The sequence below is a fragment of the Brevundimonas sp. AVps5 genome (assembly GCF_058681515.1).
In genome coordinates, this window is record NZ_CM178740.1 from 2,441,120 (window position 1) to 2,457,438 (window position 16,319).

Sequence of the window (16,319 nt, forward strand, 5' to 3'; positions counted from 1 at the left end):
CCCGTCTCTAAACGGGCCGCTTAGCCGACAACCGTATTGCCACCGGCCCGCTGATCCCTCCAGGGAACAGCGTCGCCGGTCGCCTGTGCGCGAGAGAGACCGCCCTGGACGACGACATCATCAGCCATGAAGACCGGGATGCGATGATCCGCGCGTCTCTGCTGACGCATGGCGACAGCGGGATCACGCCGCGCCACACTTTGTTCTACTTCAACGGCGAAGGCGACCATGACGACCTGAACGAGGTCGCCCGCCGCGCCGGCTTCCTGACCCGGGGTCAGGGCGATTCGACCGTTCTCGAAACGACCATGGCGGTGGACGAAGCCAGCTTCGCCCCCGTTTCGTCGATGATGCAATCCTGGGCCGCGGCCTTCCAGCTCGACTACGACGGCTGGGAGTGTGCGGTCGTGACGAACTAAGACCAAGAGCCGCCAATGCCCAAACGTACAGACTTGAAATCCATAATGATTATTGGGGCGGGGCCCATTGTCATCGGGCAGGCTTGCGAGTTTGATTACTCGGGAGTGCAGGCGTGCAAGGCGCTGAAGGCCGAGGGTTACAGGGTCATCCTGGTCAACTCCAACCCGGCCACGATCATGACCGATCCGGACATGGCGGACGCGACCTATATCGAGCCGATCACGCCGGAAATGGTCGAAAAGATCATCGAGAAGGAGCGGCCGGACGCCCTCCTGCCGACCATGGGCGGGCAGACGGCGTTGAACACGGCCCTGGCTCTGGACGCCAACGGGGTGCTGGAGAAGTACGGCGTCGAGATGATCGGGGCGAAGGCCGATGTCATCGACAAGGCCGAGGACCGTCAGAAATTCCGCAACGCCATGGACAAGCTGGGCCTTGAATCGCCGAAGTCCAAGGCCGCTCACAACATGGAAGAGGCGCTGGACGGGCTGGAGTTCGTCGGCCTGCCCGCCGTCATCCGCCCGTCCTTCACTCTCGCCGGCACCGGAGGCGGCATCGCCTATAACCGCGAGGAGTTCGAGGAGATCGTCCTGCGCGGCCTCGACATGTCGCCGACCACCGAGGTGCTGATCGAGGAGTCGGTGCTGGGCTGGAAGGAGTACGAGATGGAGGTCGTCCGTGACAAGGCGGACAACTGCATCATCATCTGTTCCATCGAGAATATCGACCCGATGGGCGTGCACACCGGCGATTCGATCACCGTGGCCCCGGCCCTGACCCTGACCGACAAAGAGTACCAGCGCATGCGCACGGGCTCGATCAACGTTCTGCGCGAGATCGGCGTCGAGACCGGTGGATCGAACGTGCAGTGGGCGATCAATCCGGCGGACGGCCGGATGGTCGTGATCGAGATGAACCCGCGCGTGTCGCGGTCCTCGGCCCTGGCGTCCAAGGCCACCGGCTTCCCCATCGCCAAGGTCGCTGCCCGTCTGGCCGTGGGTTACACGCTGGACGAACTGACCAACGACATCACCATGGTGACGCCGGCCTCGTTCGAGCCGTCGATCGACTATGTGGTCACCAAGATCCCGCGCTTCGCCTTCGAGAAATACCCCGGCGCCGAGCCCCTGCTGGGCACGTCGATGAAGTCGGTCGGCGAGGTCATGGCCATCGGCCGGACCTTCCAGGAATCGATACAGAAGGCCCTGCGCGGTCTCGAAACCGGCCTGTCTGGCTTCGACGAGATCGAGATCGACGGCGTGGTCCCAAGTCCTGGCGACCCCCACGACGACGCCTCGGCCCGCGCTGCGGTCGTGCGCGCGCTCGGCCAGCCGACGCCCGACCGTATCCGCGTCATCGCCCAGGCCTTCCGCCACGGCCTGTCGGTCGAGGAGGTCAACGCCGCCTGTTCCTACGAGCCGTGGGTCCTGCGCCAGATCGCCGACATCGTGCGGACAGAGGGCCATGTCCGCGTCCAGGGCCTGCCGACCGACCCGACCGAGTTTCGCAAGCTCAAGTCCAAGGGCTTCTCCGACGCCCGTCTGGCCCAGCTCACCGGAGCGACCGAGAAGGCCGTTCGCCACGCCCGGCGCGGCCTGAACGTGCGTCCCGTGTTCAAGCGGATCGACACCTGCGCGGCCGAGTTCGCCAGCGCCACCGCCTATATGTATTCGACCTATGAGACCGGCGCCCTGGGCCAGATTCCGCTCTGTGAATCCGAGCCAACCGACAGAAAAAAGGCAATAATTCTGGGCGGCGGGCCGAACCGGATCGGGCAGGGAATTGAGTTCGATTACTGCTGCTGCCACGCGGCGTTCGCCTTCGCCGACATCGGCGTCGAGAGCATCATGGTCAACTGCAACCCGGAGACCGTGTCGACCGACTACGACACCTCCGACCGGCTGTATTTCGAGCCGCTGACGGCCGAAGACGTGCTGGAGCTGATCGAGGTCGAACGGTCAAAGGGCGACCTGATCGGCGTCGTGGTGCAGTTCGGCGGCCAGACGCCGCTGAAGCTGGCCCATGCGCTGCACGAGGACGGGATTCCGATCCTGGGCACGTCGCTGGACTCCATCGACCTGGCCGAGGACCGTGAGCGGTTCCAGGTCATGCTCAACGACATCGGCCTGATGCAGCCGCCCAACGGCCTGGCCCGCTCGGCCGAAGAAGCCGCACAGAAGGCGGAGGAGGTCGGGTATCCGGTCGTGCTGCGCCCCTCCTATGTGCTGGGCGGACGCGGGATGGTGATCGTCCACGATCGGGAGCAGCTGGACCGCTACGTCGGCGAGGCGATGCGGGTGTCTGGCTCCGATCCCGTCCTGATCGACCACTATCTGAACCGCGCCACCGAGGTCGACGTCGACGCCCTGTGCGACGACGAGACGGTGTTCGTGGCCGGGGTGCTGGAGCATATCGAGGAGGCGGGCGTCCACTCGGGCGACAGCGCCTGTTCGATGCCACCCTTCTCGCTGTCAGCCGAAATCGTCGCCGAGCTGAAGCGTCAGACCGAGGCCATGGCCCGCGCCCTGAAGGTGCGCGGCCTGATGAATGTGCAGTTCGCGATCGAGGAGCCGCACAGCGATGCGCCCCGGATCTTCGTGCTGGAGGTGAACCCGCGCGCGTCCCGCACCGCGCCCTTCGTGGCCAAGACCATCGGCCAGCCGGTGGCCGCCATCGCCGCCAAGGTCATGGCCGGGGTGCCGCTGAAATCCTTCGGTTTGAAAGATGTTGGATACGACCATATCGCGGTGAAGGAGGCGGTCTTCCCGTTCGCCCGCTTTGCAGGGGTCGACACCATCCTCGGCCCGGAAATGCGCTCGACCGGCGAGGTCATGGGTCTGGACTTCAAACGTCCCGGCGAGATCGACATGGCCCCCGCCTTCGCCCGCGCCTTTGCGAAATCCCAGATCGGCGGCGGCACCATCCTGCCGACATCCGGTTGCGCCTTCGTCTCGGTCAAGGACGACGACAAACCCTTCATCGTCGAGGCCGTGACCCTGTTGCTGAAACAGGGCTTCGAGGTCATCGCCACGGGCGGCACCCACACCTTCCTGGTCCAGCAGGGCCTGCCGGTCGGCTATGTGAAAAAGGTGCTGGAGGGCCGTCCTAACATCGTGGACGCAATGAAGAACGGCGACGTCCAGCTGGTCATCAACACCACCGAGGGCAAACAGTCTCTCCAGGACAGCTTCAGCCTTCGCCGCACCGCCCTGATGATGAAGATCCCCTACTACACCACGTCAGCGGGAGCCCTGGCGGCGGCCCAGGCGATCGGGGCGATCCAGGCGGATACGCTGGATGTGCGACCCATCCAGGACTTCGCGCACTGAGGGTCGCGGCCGCTTGCCTGCCGACACTCATGATCTAAGCTCGACCGGAAACGAGGGCTGGACCATGAAGCGCATTCTCTTGTCGGCGGGCATGATGGCGATCGTCGCCGGGGCCGGCCTTCCGGCCATGGCCCAGGACCTGGCGCTGCGCGAGGCCATCCAGGCCGACTACGACGCCCGCCTCGGCGCATTGTGGGATCATTTCCACCGCAATCCGGAGCTTTCGACGCTGGAAGTCCAGACCTCGGCACGGATGGCCGAGGAACTCCGCGCCCTGGGCTATGAGGTCACCACCGGCGTCGGCGGAACCGGCGTGGTCGCCACCCTCGCCAACGGCCCGGGTCCGACGGTCCTGCTGCGCGCCGACATGGACGGTCTGCCGGTGCGGGAGGCCTCGGGTCTGCCGAACGCCTCGACCGCGATGCAGGTGGACTGGAACGGCGTCGAACAGTCCGTCATGCACGCCTGTGGCCATGACGTGCACATCACCGCCCTGGTCGGCGCCGCCCGTCAGCTGATGGAGCGCCGCAACCGCTGGTCCGGCACACTGGTCCTGATCGCCCAGCCCGCCGAGGAAGCTTTCAACGGGGCCGATCGGATGGTGCGCGACGGCCTCTACACGCGCTTCCCCAAGCCGGACTATGCGGTCGCCTTCCATGTCTCGGCACAGGCACCGGCCGGTCAGATCGAGGTGCGCGACACGACGGTCGCGTCCAGCGCCGACAGCGTCGACATCACCGTGAGGGGTATCGGCGGACACGGCGCCTACCCGCATCTGAGCGTCGATCCGGTGCTCGTCGCCGCCCACATCGTCGTGGGTCTGCAAAGCCTGCGCAGCCGCGAGGTCAATCCGCTGGAAGGCGCGGTGGTTACCGTGGGATCCATCCACGGCGGGACCAAGCACAACATCATCCCCAGCGAGGTGACCCTTCAACTGACCGTACGGGCCGACAGCGTGGAAGTGCGTGAACGCCTGCTGGCCGGGATCCAGCGGATCGCCCGCAACACCGCCCTCGCCCAGGGCGTACCGGAAGACCGTCTGCCGGTCGTGGCCATCTCGCCGGACGCGACGCCACCGACGATCAACGATCCGGAAACCGCGACCCGGGTGCGCGCCGCCATCGCCGAACGGATGGGAGCCGACCGGGTCATCTCCACGCCGCGCGGCGGCATGGGAGCCGAGGACTTTTCGTTCCTGGTGGCACTGGGGACGGGTGTCAGAGGGGTCTATTTCGAGGTCGGGGGCACCCCGCCGGATCAGCTAGACACCGCCGCGCCTCACCATTCGGCCGGATTCCGCATCTCTCCGGAGCCCTCGGTCACCGCCGGCGCCGAGGCCATGGTGGTGGCCACCGAGACGCTGATGGCCCCCGCCGGGTGATGAGATCGCGGTCCAGGCCATCGGAGCCATCAAGGCTGGCGCGCTGGGCGTGCGACTGATCGAGGACGATGCATGATCCGGTGGCGTTGAGGCTGATCGACGCCTTCACGCCCTTGCACGCTTGAGCCTCGACGCGAGGCAGCGTCCGCTCAGGTTCGGTGAACGCCTCTGCCTGAGCAGCCCGGCCTTTCTTGTCGGGCCTTGTTCGGCCGGGCGTCAGTCGAAGATGTCGAAGATCGACCCGCGCTTCTTGCGGTGCCCGCCGTAGCCCTGGCCATATTCACCCCGCTCGCCGGATTCGCCGCGCTCCCCATATTCCCCCCGTTCACCGAAGCCGGGGTTCCAGGTCTGGGGGCGGGGAGCCGAGGGCTGCGGCATGGCTGCGGACGGGGGCGCGCTTCCCTGAGCACCTGAGGCCATCAGGTTTTCCAGTTCTCCCCGATCCAGCCAGACTCCGCGGCAGGTGGGGCACATATCGAACTGGACCCCGGCGCGGTCCACGGTCTGCATGGGGCTGTTGTCATTGGGGCAGAGAATCAGAGGCATGGGCGGGTCCCGTTGAAAGTAAGGGAGGCTAAATGCCGTACGGCAATCGGGCCTCACGTTTGAAACGTGCTGCGTCCGACATCACCGCAACCGCCGGGAGGGCAGGTGCGGTCAGAGGGGCCCGGGTCGCTTCAACATTTTGGCACTCCGGGCGCACAAAGGCAAGGTCGGGGCAGTCCCCGGCTTGGCACCCCGGCGTTTCCTGATACCCTCCACCCGGATTGCCGGGGGAGCGTGTTCTGGCCACTGGACCGATGGCCCATCGGAGGCTTGATTGATCGTTACCGCTGACCTGATCGATCGCGAAACAGTGCTCGCCATTCGTGACGTCCTCGGTCGGGTGCCGTTCAGGGACGGAGCCCTGACCGCCGGCAAGACGGCCGCCGGGGTCAAGCGGAACGCGCAGGCGCGCGGCGACGACCCTGACGTGATTGCCCTGGGCCGCGACCTGAGGATCGCATTGGAGACCCACAGGACCGTGCGGGACCTGGTGCGACCCGCTCGCTGGTCGAGCCTGATTTTTTCACGCTACGCGCCCGGTCAGCACTATGGACTGCACGCAGACAATGCCGTGATGTCTGACGTCGACGGGTGGCCTCTCAGGACCGACATAAGCTTCACTCTTTTCCTGTCCGATCCGGAAACCTACGAAGGCGGGGCACTGCTGATTTCGGATCCGGCGGGGGATCGTGAATTCCGACCGGCGGCGGGCTGCGTTGTCTTCTATCCCACCGGGCATCTCCACCGGGTGACACCAGTCACCGCTGGCGAACGTCTGGCCTGTGTCGGCTGGATCCAGAGCTTCATCCGGCGACCCGACCATAGGGAGATCCTGCTGGACCTCTCGCGTTTGCGGGACGGCGCGACGGACGAGATCTCGCTGACCCTCGACAAGACGATCGGGAACCTGCTCCGTATGTGGGCAGAGGGATGACCGGGGAAGGACAGCGGGAGCCTGGGGCCTGATCGGCCGAGGGACTTCGCTTCGCGAGTCCGCCGATGCCGTGACTCAGGCTCTGGATTCCCGCTGCAGCCTCGGGGTCCGCCCACCCTGGCCAGGCAGATCGGGGCGATGGAAGCGGACATGCTGGAGATTCGACCGATCCCGGACTAAGCGCACTGTGGAGAGGGGAGGGGTTGCGCTCTTTGCAGAGCCGACCAGTTCCCGGTGGTTTCGGTCAGGCAACGACGGCAGAAACCCGCCAGTTCAACCAGGTCAGCTATGCAGAATTGCGCAGATGTCGGCAGATTGCGCACTCGCTCTGCGACCGTTTTCGACGCAGGCGTGTGCCAGGCTGTGCGGATGGAACACCATCGTCTGCGCAAATATCGCGGGCCTGAGACCTGGGCGCGGGTCAGGCAGGCCTGTATCGCCGGGGAATCGGCACCCTCGCTCGTGCGGCGGTTCGACGTCGGCTATGCGAATCTGAGACGCCGCGCCCGCATCGAAGGCTGGACGCGCAAGATCATCGCCCGGACTCTGGACCTGAAGCCGATCCGGGGCGGGGCGGATGAGCCGGACGGAGGCCTCCAGCCGCTCGGCCAATGGAGCGAGGTGCCGCCCAGGGATCCCCATGAAGCCCTGGGGGAGGCGGTGCGCCGGGCCGCGGGACTGTTGAGCCGGGGCCAGACGGCCGAGGCGACCACCCTGCTCCGGGCTGCGGCGGCGCTGGAAAAGCTGCGGTGGGTCGGCGGCTACAGCAAGAAGGGCGTTTGAGACGACCCGATGTCAGCGCGACGTCATCGTCCAGATGGGCTGACATCGGGATATGAAAACGGCTCCGTCCGGGGGCAGACGGAGCCGCTATCAAGGTTCTGATCTGGGGCTCAGAACTCTTCCCAGCCGTCTTCGGACGCGACGGGCTGGGGCTTGCGGGCGGCACCGCCGGAACCGACGGTGCGCATCTGGGCGACCGGACCGTTGGCAGGACGGGCCGGAACGGGAGCGGAGCGGGCCGGAACGGCGCTCAAGACCTGGGGAGCGCCGAGCTTGAAGCGCGCCATGGAGTTGGCCAGGATGTCGGCCTCCTGCGTCAGCGAGTGGCTGGCGGCGGTGGATTGCTCGACCATCGCGGCATTTTGCTGGGTCACCTGATCCATCTGGTTGACGGCGGTGTTGACCTCGGCAAGGCCCGTGGCCTGTTCCTGGGCCGAGGCGGCGATCTCCGACACCAGGCCGTCGATCTCGGCGACGCGGCTGACGATGCGCTGCAGGGCCTCTCCGGTCTGGCCGACCAGGGCGACGCCCGCGCTCACCTGCGAGCTCGAGGCCGAGATCAGGGTCTTGATCTCCCTGGCCGCTTCCGCCGAGCGCTGGGCCAGGGCCCGGACCTCGGAGGCGACGACCGCGAAGCCGCGGCCGGCGTCGCCGGCGCGGGCCGCCTCGACGCCCGCGTTCAGGGCCAGAAGATTGGTCTGGAAGGCGATCTCGTCGATCACGCCGATGATCTGGCTGATCTCCTGGGCCGATTTCTCGATCGCGCCCATGGCGCTGACGGCGTCACGGACGACATTGCCCGAGGTCTCGGCGTCGCCCTTGGCGGCCTGGACGGTCTCGGAGGCTTGACGGGCCCCCAGGGCCGTACGGTTCACCGTCGCGGTGATCTGGTCCAGGGCGGCGGCGGTCTCTTCCAGCGAGGCGGCCTGCTGCTCGGTACGGCGCGACAGGTCGTCGGAGGCCTGGGCGATCTCGCCCGAGCCCGAACGGATGGCCGAGACGTTGCTCAGCACGATCGACATCGTGTCCTTCAGCGCGGCCATGGCGGTGTTGAAGTCGGACTGCAGCTTCTCATATTCGACCGGCAGGCCGTCGCTGACACGGTAGGTCAGATCGCCTTGCGCCAGCCGCTCAAGGGCGACGCCGAAGGATTCGACCACCAGGGCCTGCTGTTCGGCGATCGCGGCTTCGCTGGCGAGACGCTGGTCGCGGTCGGACCGGGACTTGATCTCGACCAGTTCGGCATCGGCCGCGATCTTGGCGAGGGAGGCGTCACGGAACACCACCACGGCGTCGGCCATTTCGCCGAGCTCGTCGCGCTGCCCCAGCGCCGGTACGACGATGCCGTTATCCCCGTCGGCGAGACGTCGCATGGCGCCGGTCATGGCCTGCAGAGGCGCGGAGACCCGGACCAGGACGACACGGGTGGCGAAGACCAGGGTTCCGACGGCCAACAGGCCGATGACCCCCATCACGATCAACAGGATCTCGAAGACCCGCTGGGCGGCCTGAGCCTCCTCCTGTGCGACCTGGACCTGGAGATCGAGAAGCCCGCTGACATGGGTGCTGATCGGATCGATGGCGGGATAGAGTTCGGTTTCGGCGAACAGGACCAGGCCCGCCTGATCTCCGGAACTCAGCAGACGCTCGAGCTTCGCGACCGCGGCGTCCGCCTTCGGCAGGTCGACGAGCGCCGCGGCGATCCGTTCTTGCTCCTCCGGAGTCATCTTCGTTTCCAGGAAGGCGGTCCAGTTCGTTGCGATGTTCGATTTGGCGGCGGCGACAGCCGCGAGCGCCTCGGTCGGGGTCAAGGTCCCGGCACGCGCCTTGTGGGTGGTGTCGACGATATTCACTGCGTACATGTCGACGGCGACCTTGAGCTGCCTCATCGGCAACACCCGATCGGCGATGATCGCATGCATCTTGAGGTCCATGATCGTGGCGGAGGCCAGGCCGCTGATTCCGACCGCCAAAAGCGCCACGGACAGGGCCCCGAGGCAGAACAGAAGGCGGGCCTTGATCGTCATCGTCATGGATGGTCCTCGCTGCTTGACCCGTGGATCCAGCACGGGCGATTTTGCCAAGCTTCGCCGCTAATGCTTAACCATAGGTCAACTTCTGGCCACGCCGAGGCAATGTGAGGCGATGTATTGAGTAGTTCTACTTGAACTTGCAGTCCTTGATGTACGTATTTCCACGTGTTGAGGCCTGTTACTGTCCCCTTAGGTGACGAATGCGTTCGTCCTGACTGCAATATACAGTTGTATCAAGTCTGGATCCCCGCGGCGACCTCCGGGTCCGCCCCAGCGTCGCGGCCTTCGACGATCCGGGCCGCCGCCAGATCGGCGGTGACGTTGCCGACGGTGCGGAAGATGTCGGGCACGACCTCCACCGCCAGAAGCAGGGGCAGGACCTCGAGCGGCACCCCCATGGCCAGGCAGATCGGGGCGATGGAGGCGAAGAAGCTGACCTGGCCGGGGAGACCCACGGTGCCGATACTGACCGCCAGGGCCGCAAGGCCTCCGGCCAGCATGGTGGCGGTGGTGATCTCTGTCCCCGTCAGCTTCGCCACATAGATGACGACCGCCAGGTTGGCGACCGGACTGGTGATGCGGAACACGGCGACGGCCAGAGGCAGGACCAGCCCCGCGGTCGCCGCCGAGACTCCGAGCCGGTCGATCGCCCGTTCCACCATGACGGGCAGGCAGGCGAGCGAGGACTGGGTCGAGAAGGCGACCACCTGGGCCGGGGCGATCGCCTGGGCGAACCGGCCGAGACCGATGCGGCCGGCGAGGGTGGCGACGACATAGGTCAGCAGGATCAGACCGATCAGGCTGAGGCAGACCAGGGCGATATAGTGGCCCAGCACCCCGGCGGCGCCGAGACCGGCGCGCAGGCCCACACCCAGGGCCAGGGCGAAGACGCCCAGCGGGGCCACGGCCAGCACCCACTGGACGATGACGATCATGGTCTGGGCGACCGCCTCGAAGAACAGGGCGACGGGCTGGCGCAGGCGGGCGTCGAGCCGGGTGGTGGCGAAGCCGAAGGCGATGGCGAAGACCACGATGGCGAGGATGGCGTCGTCGGCCGCGGCCCGGATCGGGTTGGCGGGGGCGAGGCTGGTCAGGAAGGCGCCGAAGCCGCCGCCGCCGACACTGGAGGCCACCTCGCGCGCGGCCTCGGGCGGCGCGCCGGCCAGCAGGGCGGCCGAGCCCTCCGCCCCGATGGGCCAGAGGGCGTGCAGGCCGAGCGACGAGGCGAAGGCATAGGCCGTCGCCGCCAGCAGCAGCAGGGCGAAGACGAGGACCGCCTTCAACGCCAGACGCCCGGTCGCGGCGGCGTCGGCAATCGAGGCGATGCCGGTCACCAGCAGGCTGAACACCAGGGGGATGATGGTCATGCGCAGGGCGTTGAGCCACAGCTGGCCGAGGGCGTCGATCACGGCGATCGTGCCCGTGCCGCCGGGGATGCCCCAGGACTGGGCCGCCGCCCCGGCTGCCAGACCTCCGACGAGGGCGACCATCACCCAGAGGCTGAGGGAGGTGAAGAGGACGGCGGTACGGGAACGGGTCATGGCGGGGAGGCTAGCACCGGCTTCGCGGGACGCCATAGCGAACCTGCACGGAGGTGTGCCAGGGTTCACCATGCCTCCCCGAGTCGTCATCGCCGCCGCCGGTTCGCTCGGCGATCTGCATCCGTTCATCGCCCTAGGGCAGGCGCTGCAAGCGCGGGGATTTCAGGTAGAGATCGCCTCCTCGGCCGAATATCGCACCAAGATCGAAGCCGCCGGCCTGGTCTTCCACGCGATCCGCCCCAGCCTCGCCGAGATGGAGGCGGACCTGGGGATGACGCTGGCCCAGATCACCGAAGCCATCATCAAGTCCGACGTCTTCGTCTTCCAGCGGGTCGTCCTGCCCTATCTGGAGACCGGGGTCAGGCAGATGATCGCCGTCTCAGACGGGGCCCGGGCCATCGTCGGGGCGACCCTGACAGTCGGGGCGGGGGTGAGCGCCGAGCGGCTCGGCCTGCCGTTCGTGTCCGTCCTGCTTCAGCCGACCTTGGCCTTCTCGGCGTATGATCCGCCGTATCTGCCCAAGGCACCGTGGCTGGCTCCGGCCGACGGGGGGTTCGGTCTGTGGCGCAACCGGGCCACGATCGCTCTGGCGCGGCTGGTCGCCGCCGGGATGACGCGGCCTCTGAACCGGGTTCGCGGACGTCTCGGGCTGGCCGTGACCAGGGCCAACATGGTTTTCGACGCGGGGGCCGGGGCGGACCTGGCGCTCGGTCTGTATTCGCCGCTGCTCGGCACCGTGCAACCGGACTCGCCGCCGGGCTTTTTCGTCACCGGCTATGCGCCCTACGACAGCGAGACGGGCGGTCCCGCCGTCATGCCGCCCGCGCTGGAGCGGTTCCTCGCGGCCGGTCCGGCACCGGTCGTCTTCACCCTCGGCAGCGCAGCGGTGAACATCCCCGGCGGCTTCTATGTCGAGAGCCTGAAGGCGGCCCGGCGGATGGGTCGCCGCGCCGTCCTGCTGGTCGGGCCGGAGGGAGACCCGGGCGTCGCCGACGGGCCGGACGCGATCGCCCTGGCCTATGCGCCCTTCTCCAGCCTGTTCCCGCGCGCGGCGGCCGTCGTGCATCAGGGCGGGGTCGGGACGACGCAGCAGGCCCTGCGCGCGGGGCGACCTCAGTTGGTCGTCCCGTTCCTGGGGGACCAGTTCGACAATGCGGCGCGGATGGTGCGGCTGGGGTGCGGGGCGACCTTGAGCCGCCGCGCCTACCGGACCCGGCGGGTGGCGGAAGTGCTGGGCGGGGTGCTGGCGGATCCGACGGGGGTCGAGACGGCGACGCGGCTGGGGGTCGTGGCCTCGCGCGAGGATGGGGCGGCGGTGGCGGCGGAGCGGATTATGGAACTGCTGTCCCTCTCCCGGCGGGAGAGGGTCTCCGTAATTTGGTCCGCGGCGCAGTCGAGTTCCGCGTCCGACACCTCGGCCATCTCGACCCGCCCGATCACGGGCCGGTCGCGGCGGCCGGACATGCGGCGGTAGGCGGGGTCGTAGTGTTCCGCGATCAGGGCGGCGGCGAGGTCGACCGTGCGGCCGTCGCGGGCCATGGTCTTCCAGCCGGCGACGGTTTCGCTGGAATGATGCGGCGGGAGGCGGCCCAGCGCGGTCTCCAGCGCAGCGACGTCGGCGGCGATGTCGGCGTAGACCCGGGCGGAGAACCCGGCCCGCGCCTCGACCGGGGCGGACAGTTCCACCACCGGGGCCCGGCCCATGGCGGACCACAGGGCGGGCGGGATGGTGCGGGCACCGATACGGCTGGACTCGGCCTCGACGACGACGGGGCGGGTCGGGTCAAGGCGTTCGAGCGCTTCATAGAGACGGCTCTCGAACAGTTTCTGGGACGGCTGGGCGCGGCCGGTGGCCCCGAACAGGGAGCCGCGATGGCCGGCCAGGCCTTCGAGGTCGAGCGCCTGGACGCCGCGTTCGGCGAGACGCGGCAGGAGCGCCGTCTTGCCCGAGCCGGTCCCGCCGTCGAGCAGGATGACCGACAGGGCGGGCTCGCCATACAGGGCCGCCTGGACCGTGCGCCGCCAGGTCATGTAGCCGCCGTCCAGCACCGTCACCGGCCAGCCGATCTGGTCCATCACCGCGACCATGGCTCCCGACCTCTGGCCGCCGCGCCAGCAGTGGACCAGTGGGCGGAAGCTGCCGTCGCGATCCTTCAGCGCCCCGTCGAGGTGGGCGGCGATGTTGCGGGCCACTTTCGCCGCGCCGATGCGGCGGGCGAGGAATTTGGATTGCTGGACATAGATCGTGCCGATCTCGGCACGTTCGGCGTCGTCGAGGACCGGGAGGTTGATGGCACCGGGAATGTGGTCCTCGGCGAACTCGGCGGGGCTGCGCACGTCGATGATGGCGTCGAAGCGGGCGCGAGCCCCGGGCGACAGGTCGGTCGTGCCCTTGATCAAACGACCCGCACCCCGGTGCCCTCGACCACACGGCCGATGACGGCGGCCCGGTCGAAGCCGGCCGCGCGGATCGTCCCCAGCACGGCCTCGGCCGCCTCGGCCGCGACGGCAACGAGCAGGCCGCCCGAGGTCTGGGGGTCAGTCAGGAGGTCCCGGCGCCAGTCGTCGAATCCGGCCGGGAGGGTGATCGCGTCGCCGTAGGAGGCCCAGTTTCGGCCCGACGCGCCGGTGCGGACGCCGTCCCGGGCGAGCGCCTCGACACCCTCCAGCAGGGGCGCAGCGGCCGCCTCGAGCTCCACGCCCAGACCCGAGCCTCGCGCCATCTCCAGCGCATGCCCCAGAAGCCCGAAGCCGGTCACGTCGGTCATGGCGTGGACGCCCTCGGTGCCGGCCAGATCGGCGCCGACGGTGTTCAGCTTCGTGGTCGAGGCGATCAGGACGGCGTAGCCGTCCGCGTCCAGACGCTCCTGCTTGAGCGCCGCCGACAGCAGGCCGACGCCGAGCCCCTTGGTCAAGATCAGGAGGTCCCCTGGCCGGGCGCCCCGGTTCGTCAGCACCCGATCCGGATGGACCAGCCCCAGCGCCACCAGGCCGTAGATCGGCTCAACGCTGTCGATCGAGTGGCCGCCGGCGACCGGGATGCCGGCCTCGGTGCAGACACTGGCACCGCCCGCCAGGATCCGGCCGATCGTTTCGGTCGACAGGACGTTCACCGGCATGCCGACCAGGGCCAGGGCGAAGATGGGTCGCCCGCCCATGGCATAGACATCGGACAGGGCGTTGGTCGCCGCGATCCGGCCGAAGTCGAACGGGTCGTCGACCACCGGCATGAAGAAGTCCGTCGTCGCGACAAGCGCCTGCTGGTCATTCAGCCGCCAGACGGCCGCGTCGTCGCTGGTCTCGGTCCCGACCATCAGATTGGCGAAGGCGGCGGCCTGGGGCGTCCTCGACAGGATGTCGCGCAGGACGTCCGGCGACAGCTTGCAGCCGCATCCGCCGCCATGGGCCAGGGAGGTCAGGCGGGGTTCGGGGGTAGTCATGTTGCGAAGTCCGCCAAGCGAAGGATGCGCCGTTCGAGGCTCGGCGCCGCAGTGTGTACGACCCTGACGAACGAGTCGTCGGCCGTAAGCAGTTCGCAGTCCTGTTCGATCGCCAGCGCCAGAAACAGGCAGTCGTAGATCGGGTGTCCGAGGGTCAGCGCCAGCGCGAGACCTGCGGGAACCAGCGGGGGCGTCGGTAGATCGCGGACCGGTGCCCGGTCCAGAACCTTCAGGAGACGCGGCGCTTCCTCAGGCGGGAGTTCACCGATCCTCACCGCTCGACGCAGACCGTTAGCCGCCTCCACCCGCCAGACGTCAGGTGCGACAAGCGTGCGATCCATGGCCTCACGGGCGCGATCGCTCTGGGGCTCGTCCAATACCCATTTCAGGGCGACCGAGGTATCGACGACGATCAAGCTTCGTCACGCATCTCGCGGACGACCAACTCCGACGGCGTGAATGTCCGGCCATGTTGCCCCGCCCGGATCGCATCCGTCTCGGCACGAAACCGATCGACCTGTTTCAGCCGTTCGGTCTCGAGGGCTTCCTCGAGAAGGGCGCGATGCTCGGCCTCGACGCTGCGCTGGTTGGCGACCGCCCGGCGCTTGAGCGCTTCGACCGTGTCGTCGCTGACGTTTCTGACAAGGAGCTGGGCCATGCGTCGATGATAGCACACGCTATCGTTCGTCTCAACGAGCGCGCACTTCGGCGGTATCGGACCCAGGCGCAGACTCAGGGACATTCGCGTCGGCGCTGGAGCGGCCGAACGCGCTGACGTCTCTTGCCCTCCCCGGCGTCAACCCCGCTAGGATGGTCGAAACCTAGGGGAGAGCCGCCATGATCGTCGTCCACCACCTGAACAACTCCCGCTCGCAGCGCGTGCTGTGGCTGCTGGAAGAAATGGGGCTGGAGTATGAGGTCAAGAGGTACGAGCGGAACGCCGACACCATGCTGGCCCCGCCCGAACTGCGCGCCATCCATCCCCTGGGCAAGTCGCCGGTGATCCAGGACGGCGACATCATCGTCGCCGAAACAGGGGCGATCATCGAATACCTGCTGGCGACCTGGCCCGGACATGGATTGAAGCCGACGTCAGGGACGGCCGCCGGGCGGCGGTTCACCTACTGGCTGCACTATGCCGAGGGGTCGGCGATGACGCCCTTGCTGCTCAAGCTGATTTTCGGGGCCCTGCCGACCCGCTCGCCGGGTCTGTTGCGGCCGCTGGTCAGGGCGATCTCGAACAAGGCGCAGTCCAGCTTCATCGATCCGCAGATCGCGGCCCACACCGCATACTGGGAGGCGGAGTTGACCCGGTCGCCGTGGTTCGCGGGCGACGCCTTCTCGGCCGCTGACATCATGATGAGCTTCCCGCTTGAGGCCGGGGCGAGCCGCGCGGTCTATGGGGCCGACAAGCCGAAGCTGAAGGCCTTCCTGCAGACCGTCCACGCCCGGCCGGCCTATCAGCGTGCGCTGGAACGCGGCGGTCCCTACGCCTACGCATGAACCGTAGCGGGAGTCGCAACCGGAGGCGGACGAGCGCGTTCATGGGTCATGCATTTGAAAACACTCCAGATCGCGGCTGGCCTCGGCGCGGCCATCGCCTTCCTCTTCGCCTTTATGGCGGCGGGCGCGATGCGGGTGTCGCTATTGTTCGCCATGATCGGTGCCTCGCTGATCGTCTGGATCGTCTACGGTCTGGCCAGAACGATGCACGATCGTCGCCTGTCGCACGGTCGTCACCCGGCCGTGCGACCTCCTGCAGACTGATCCGGCGAGCCCGTTCCCGGCCGGACCTTGAGTTTCCGCGCCGGGCGCCCTAGCTTCTTCGGCCGGTCGCGCGCGCCCAGCGACCAGCGTATTCACCAGAGTTTCTCTTAAGTCCCCTCTCCGGTTTACCGGGCGACAAGTCAGA

14 protein-coding genes and 1 pseudogene are annotated in these 16,319 nt (G+C 67.8%); 8 read left to right on the top strand and 7 right to left on the bottom strand.

Annotated features, from left to right (window positions below; translation table 11 throughout):
* The first annotated feature begins 143 nt into the window (after positions 1–143).
* From ACW18A_RS12385 to ACW18A_RS12395, 3 genes are all read left to right on the top strand, one after another.
* The gene (locus ACW18A_RS12385) at positions 144–419 is read left to right on the top strand and encodes a hypothetical protein (RefSeq protein WP_492022024.1); all 276 of its coding nucleotides are present in this window, start codon (positions 144–146) and stop codon (positions 417–419) included.
* Positions 420–434: 15 nt separating this feature from the next.
* On the top strand, positions 435–3,749 hold the full coding sequence (gene carB / locus ACW18A_RS12390) for a carbamoyl-phosphate synthase large subunit (protein WP_492022025.1): 3,315 nt from the start codon (positions 435–437) through the stop codon (positions 3,747–3,749).
* Between the two features lie 64 nt (positions 3,750–3,813).
* A complete protein-coding gene (locus tag ACW18A_RS12395) occupies positions 3,814–5,130 on the top strand; it encodes an amidohydrolase (protein ID WP_492022026.1) in 1,317 nt (438 codons plus the stop codon).
* A 216-nt stretch (positions 5,131–5,346) separates the two neighbouring features.
* Here ACW18A_RS12395 and ACW18A_RS12400 read toward each other — a convergent pair whose 3' ends face one another.
* The gene (locus ACW18A_RS12400) at positions 5,347–5,676 is read right to left on the bottom strand and encodes a TFIIB-type zinc ribbon-containing protein (protein ID WP_492022027.1); all 330 of its coding nucleotides are present in this window, start codon (positions 5,674–5,676) and stop codon (positions 5,347–5,349) included.
* 274 nt (positions 5,677–5,950) lie between these two features.
* Here ACW18A_RS12400 and ACW18A_RS12405 point away from each other — a divergent pair, with 274 nt between their 5' ends.
* Entirely contained in the window at positions 5,951–6,610 is a 660-nt protein-coding gene (locus tag ACW18A_RS12405; protein ID WP_492022028.1) for a Fe2+-dependent dioxygenase, read from the top strand.
* A 369-nt stretch (positions 6,611–6,979) separates the two neighbouring features.
* The gene (locus ACW18A_RS12410; protein ID WP_492022029.1) at positions 6,980–7,393 is read left to right on the top strand and encodes a hypothetical protein; all 414 of its coding nucleotides are present in this window, start codon (positions 6,980–6,982) and stop codon (positions 7,391–7,393) included.
* Between the two features lie 110 nt (positions 7,394–7,503).
* Here the strand turns inward: ACW18A_RS12410 and ACW18A_RS12415 are convergent, their stop codons facing one another.
* Together ACW18A_RS12415 and ACW18A_RS12420 are read right to left on the bottom strand one after the other, a co-directional pair.
* Positions 7,504–9,426, bottom strand: a complete 1,923-nt coding sequence (locus ACW18A_RS12415; protein WP_492022030.1) for a methyl-accepting chemotaxis protein — start codon at positions 9,424–9,426, stop codon at positions 7,504–7,506.
* A 233-nt stretch (positions 9,427–9,659) separates the two neighbouring features.
* Entirely contained in the window at positions 9,660–10,967 is a 1,308-nt protein-coding gene (locus ACW18A_RS12420; RefSeq protein ID WP_492022031.1) for a dicarboxylate/amino acid:cation symporter, read from the bottom strand.
* Positions 10,968–11,037: 70 nt separating this feature from the next.
* Between ACW18A_RS12420 and ACW18A_RS12425 the strand changes: the two are divergent.
* A pseudogene (locus tag ACW18A_RS12425) lies at positions 11,038–12,189 on the top strand (glycosyltransferase); the annotation flags it as partial.
* Here the strand turns inward: ACW18A_RS12425 and mnmH are convergent.
* The 4 genes from mnmH to ACW18A_RS12445 are packed head-to-tail and all read right to left on the bottom strand — an operon-like array spanning position 12,171 to position 15,065.
* On the bottom strand, positions 12,171–13,367 hold the full coding sequence (gene mnmH / locus ACW18A_RS12430; protein ID WP_492022032.1) for a tRNA 2-selenouridine(34) synthase MnmH: 1,197 nt from the start codon (positions 13,365–13,367) through the stop codon (positions 12,171–12,173). The pseudogene ACW18A_RS12425 and the gene mnmH overlap by 19 nt on opposite strands.
* Entirely contained in the window at positions 13,364–14,407 is a 1,044-nt protein-coding gene (gene selD / locus ACW18A_RS12435) for a selenide, water dikinase SelD (protein WP_492022033.1), read from the bottom strand. Before selD ends, mnmH begins: the two co-directional genes overlap by 4 nt.
* Positions 14,404–14,823, bottom strand: a complete 420-nt coding sequence (locus ACW18A_RS12440) for a type II toxin-antitoxin system VapC family toxin (RefSeq protein WP_492022034.1) — start codon at positions 14,821–14,823, stop codon at positions 14,404–14,406. The genes selD and ACW18A_RS12440 overlap by 4 nt, the downstream gene beginning before the upstream one ends.
* Positions 14,820–15,065 (bottom strand): FitA-like ribbon-helix-helix domain-containing protein, encoded by a 246-nt coding sequence (locus ACW18A_RS12445; RefSeq protein WP_492022035.1) that lies wholly within the window; start codon positions 15,063–15,065, stop codon positions 14,820–14,822. The genes ACW18A_RS12440 and ACW18A_RS12445 overlap by 4 nt, the downstream gene beginning before the upstream one ends.
* A 179-nt stretch (positions 15,066–15,244) precedes the next feature.
* On the opposite strand from ACW18A_RS12445, the gene ACW18A_RS12450 reads away from it, so the two are divergent.
* Both ACW18A_RS12450 and ACW18A_RS12455 read left to right on the top strand, forming a co-directional pair.
* Positions 15,245–15,910 carry a glutathione S-transferase family protein gene (locus ACW18A_RS12450; protein ID WP_492022036.1) on the top strand — a complete coding sequence of 222 codons (666 nt, stop codon included), beginning with the start codon at positions 15,245–15,247 and terminating at the stop codon, positions 15,908–15,910.
* 48 nt (positions 15,911–15,958) lie between these two features.
* Complete coding sequence (locus ACW18A_RS12455) at positions 15,959–16,174, top strand: hypothetical protein (RefSeq protein WP_492022037.1); 216 nt, start codon at positions 15,959–15,961, stop codon at positions 16,172–16,174.
* Positions 16,175–16,319: the final 145 nt, after the last annotated feature.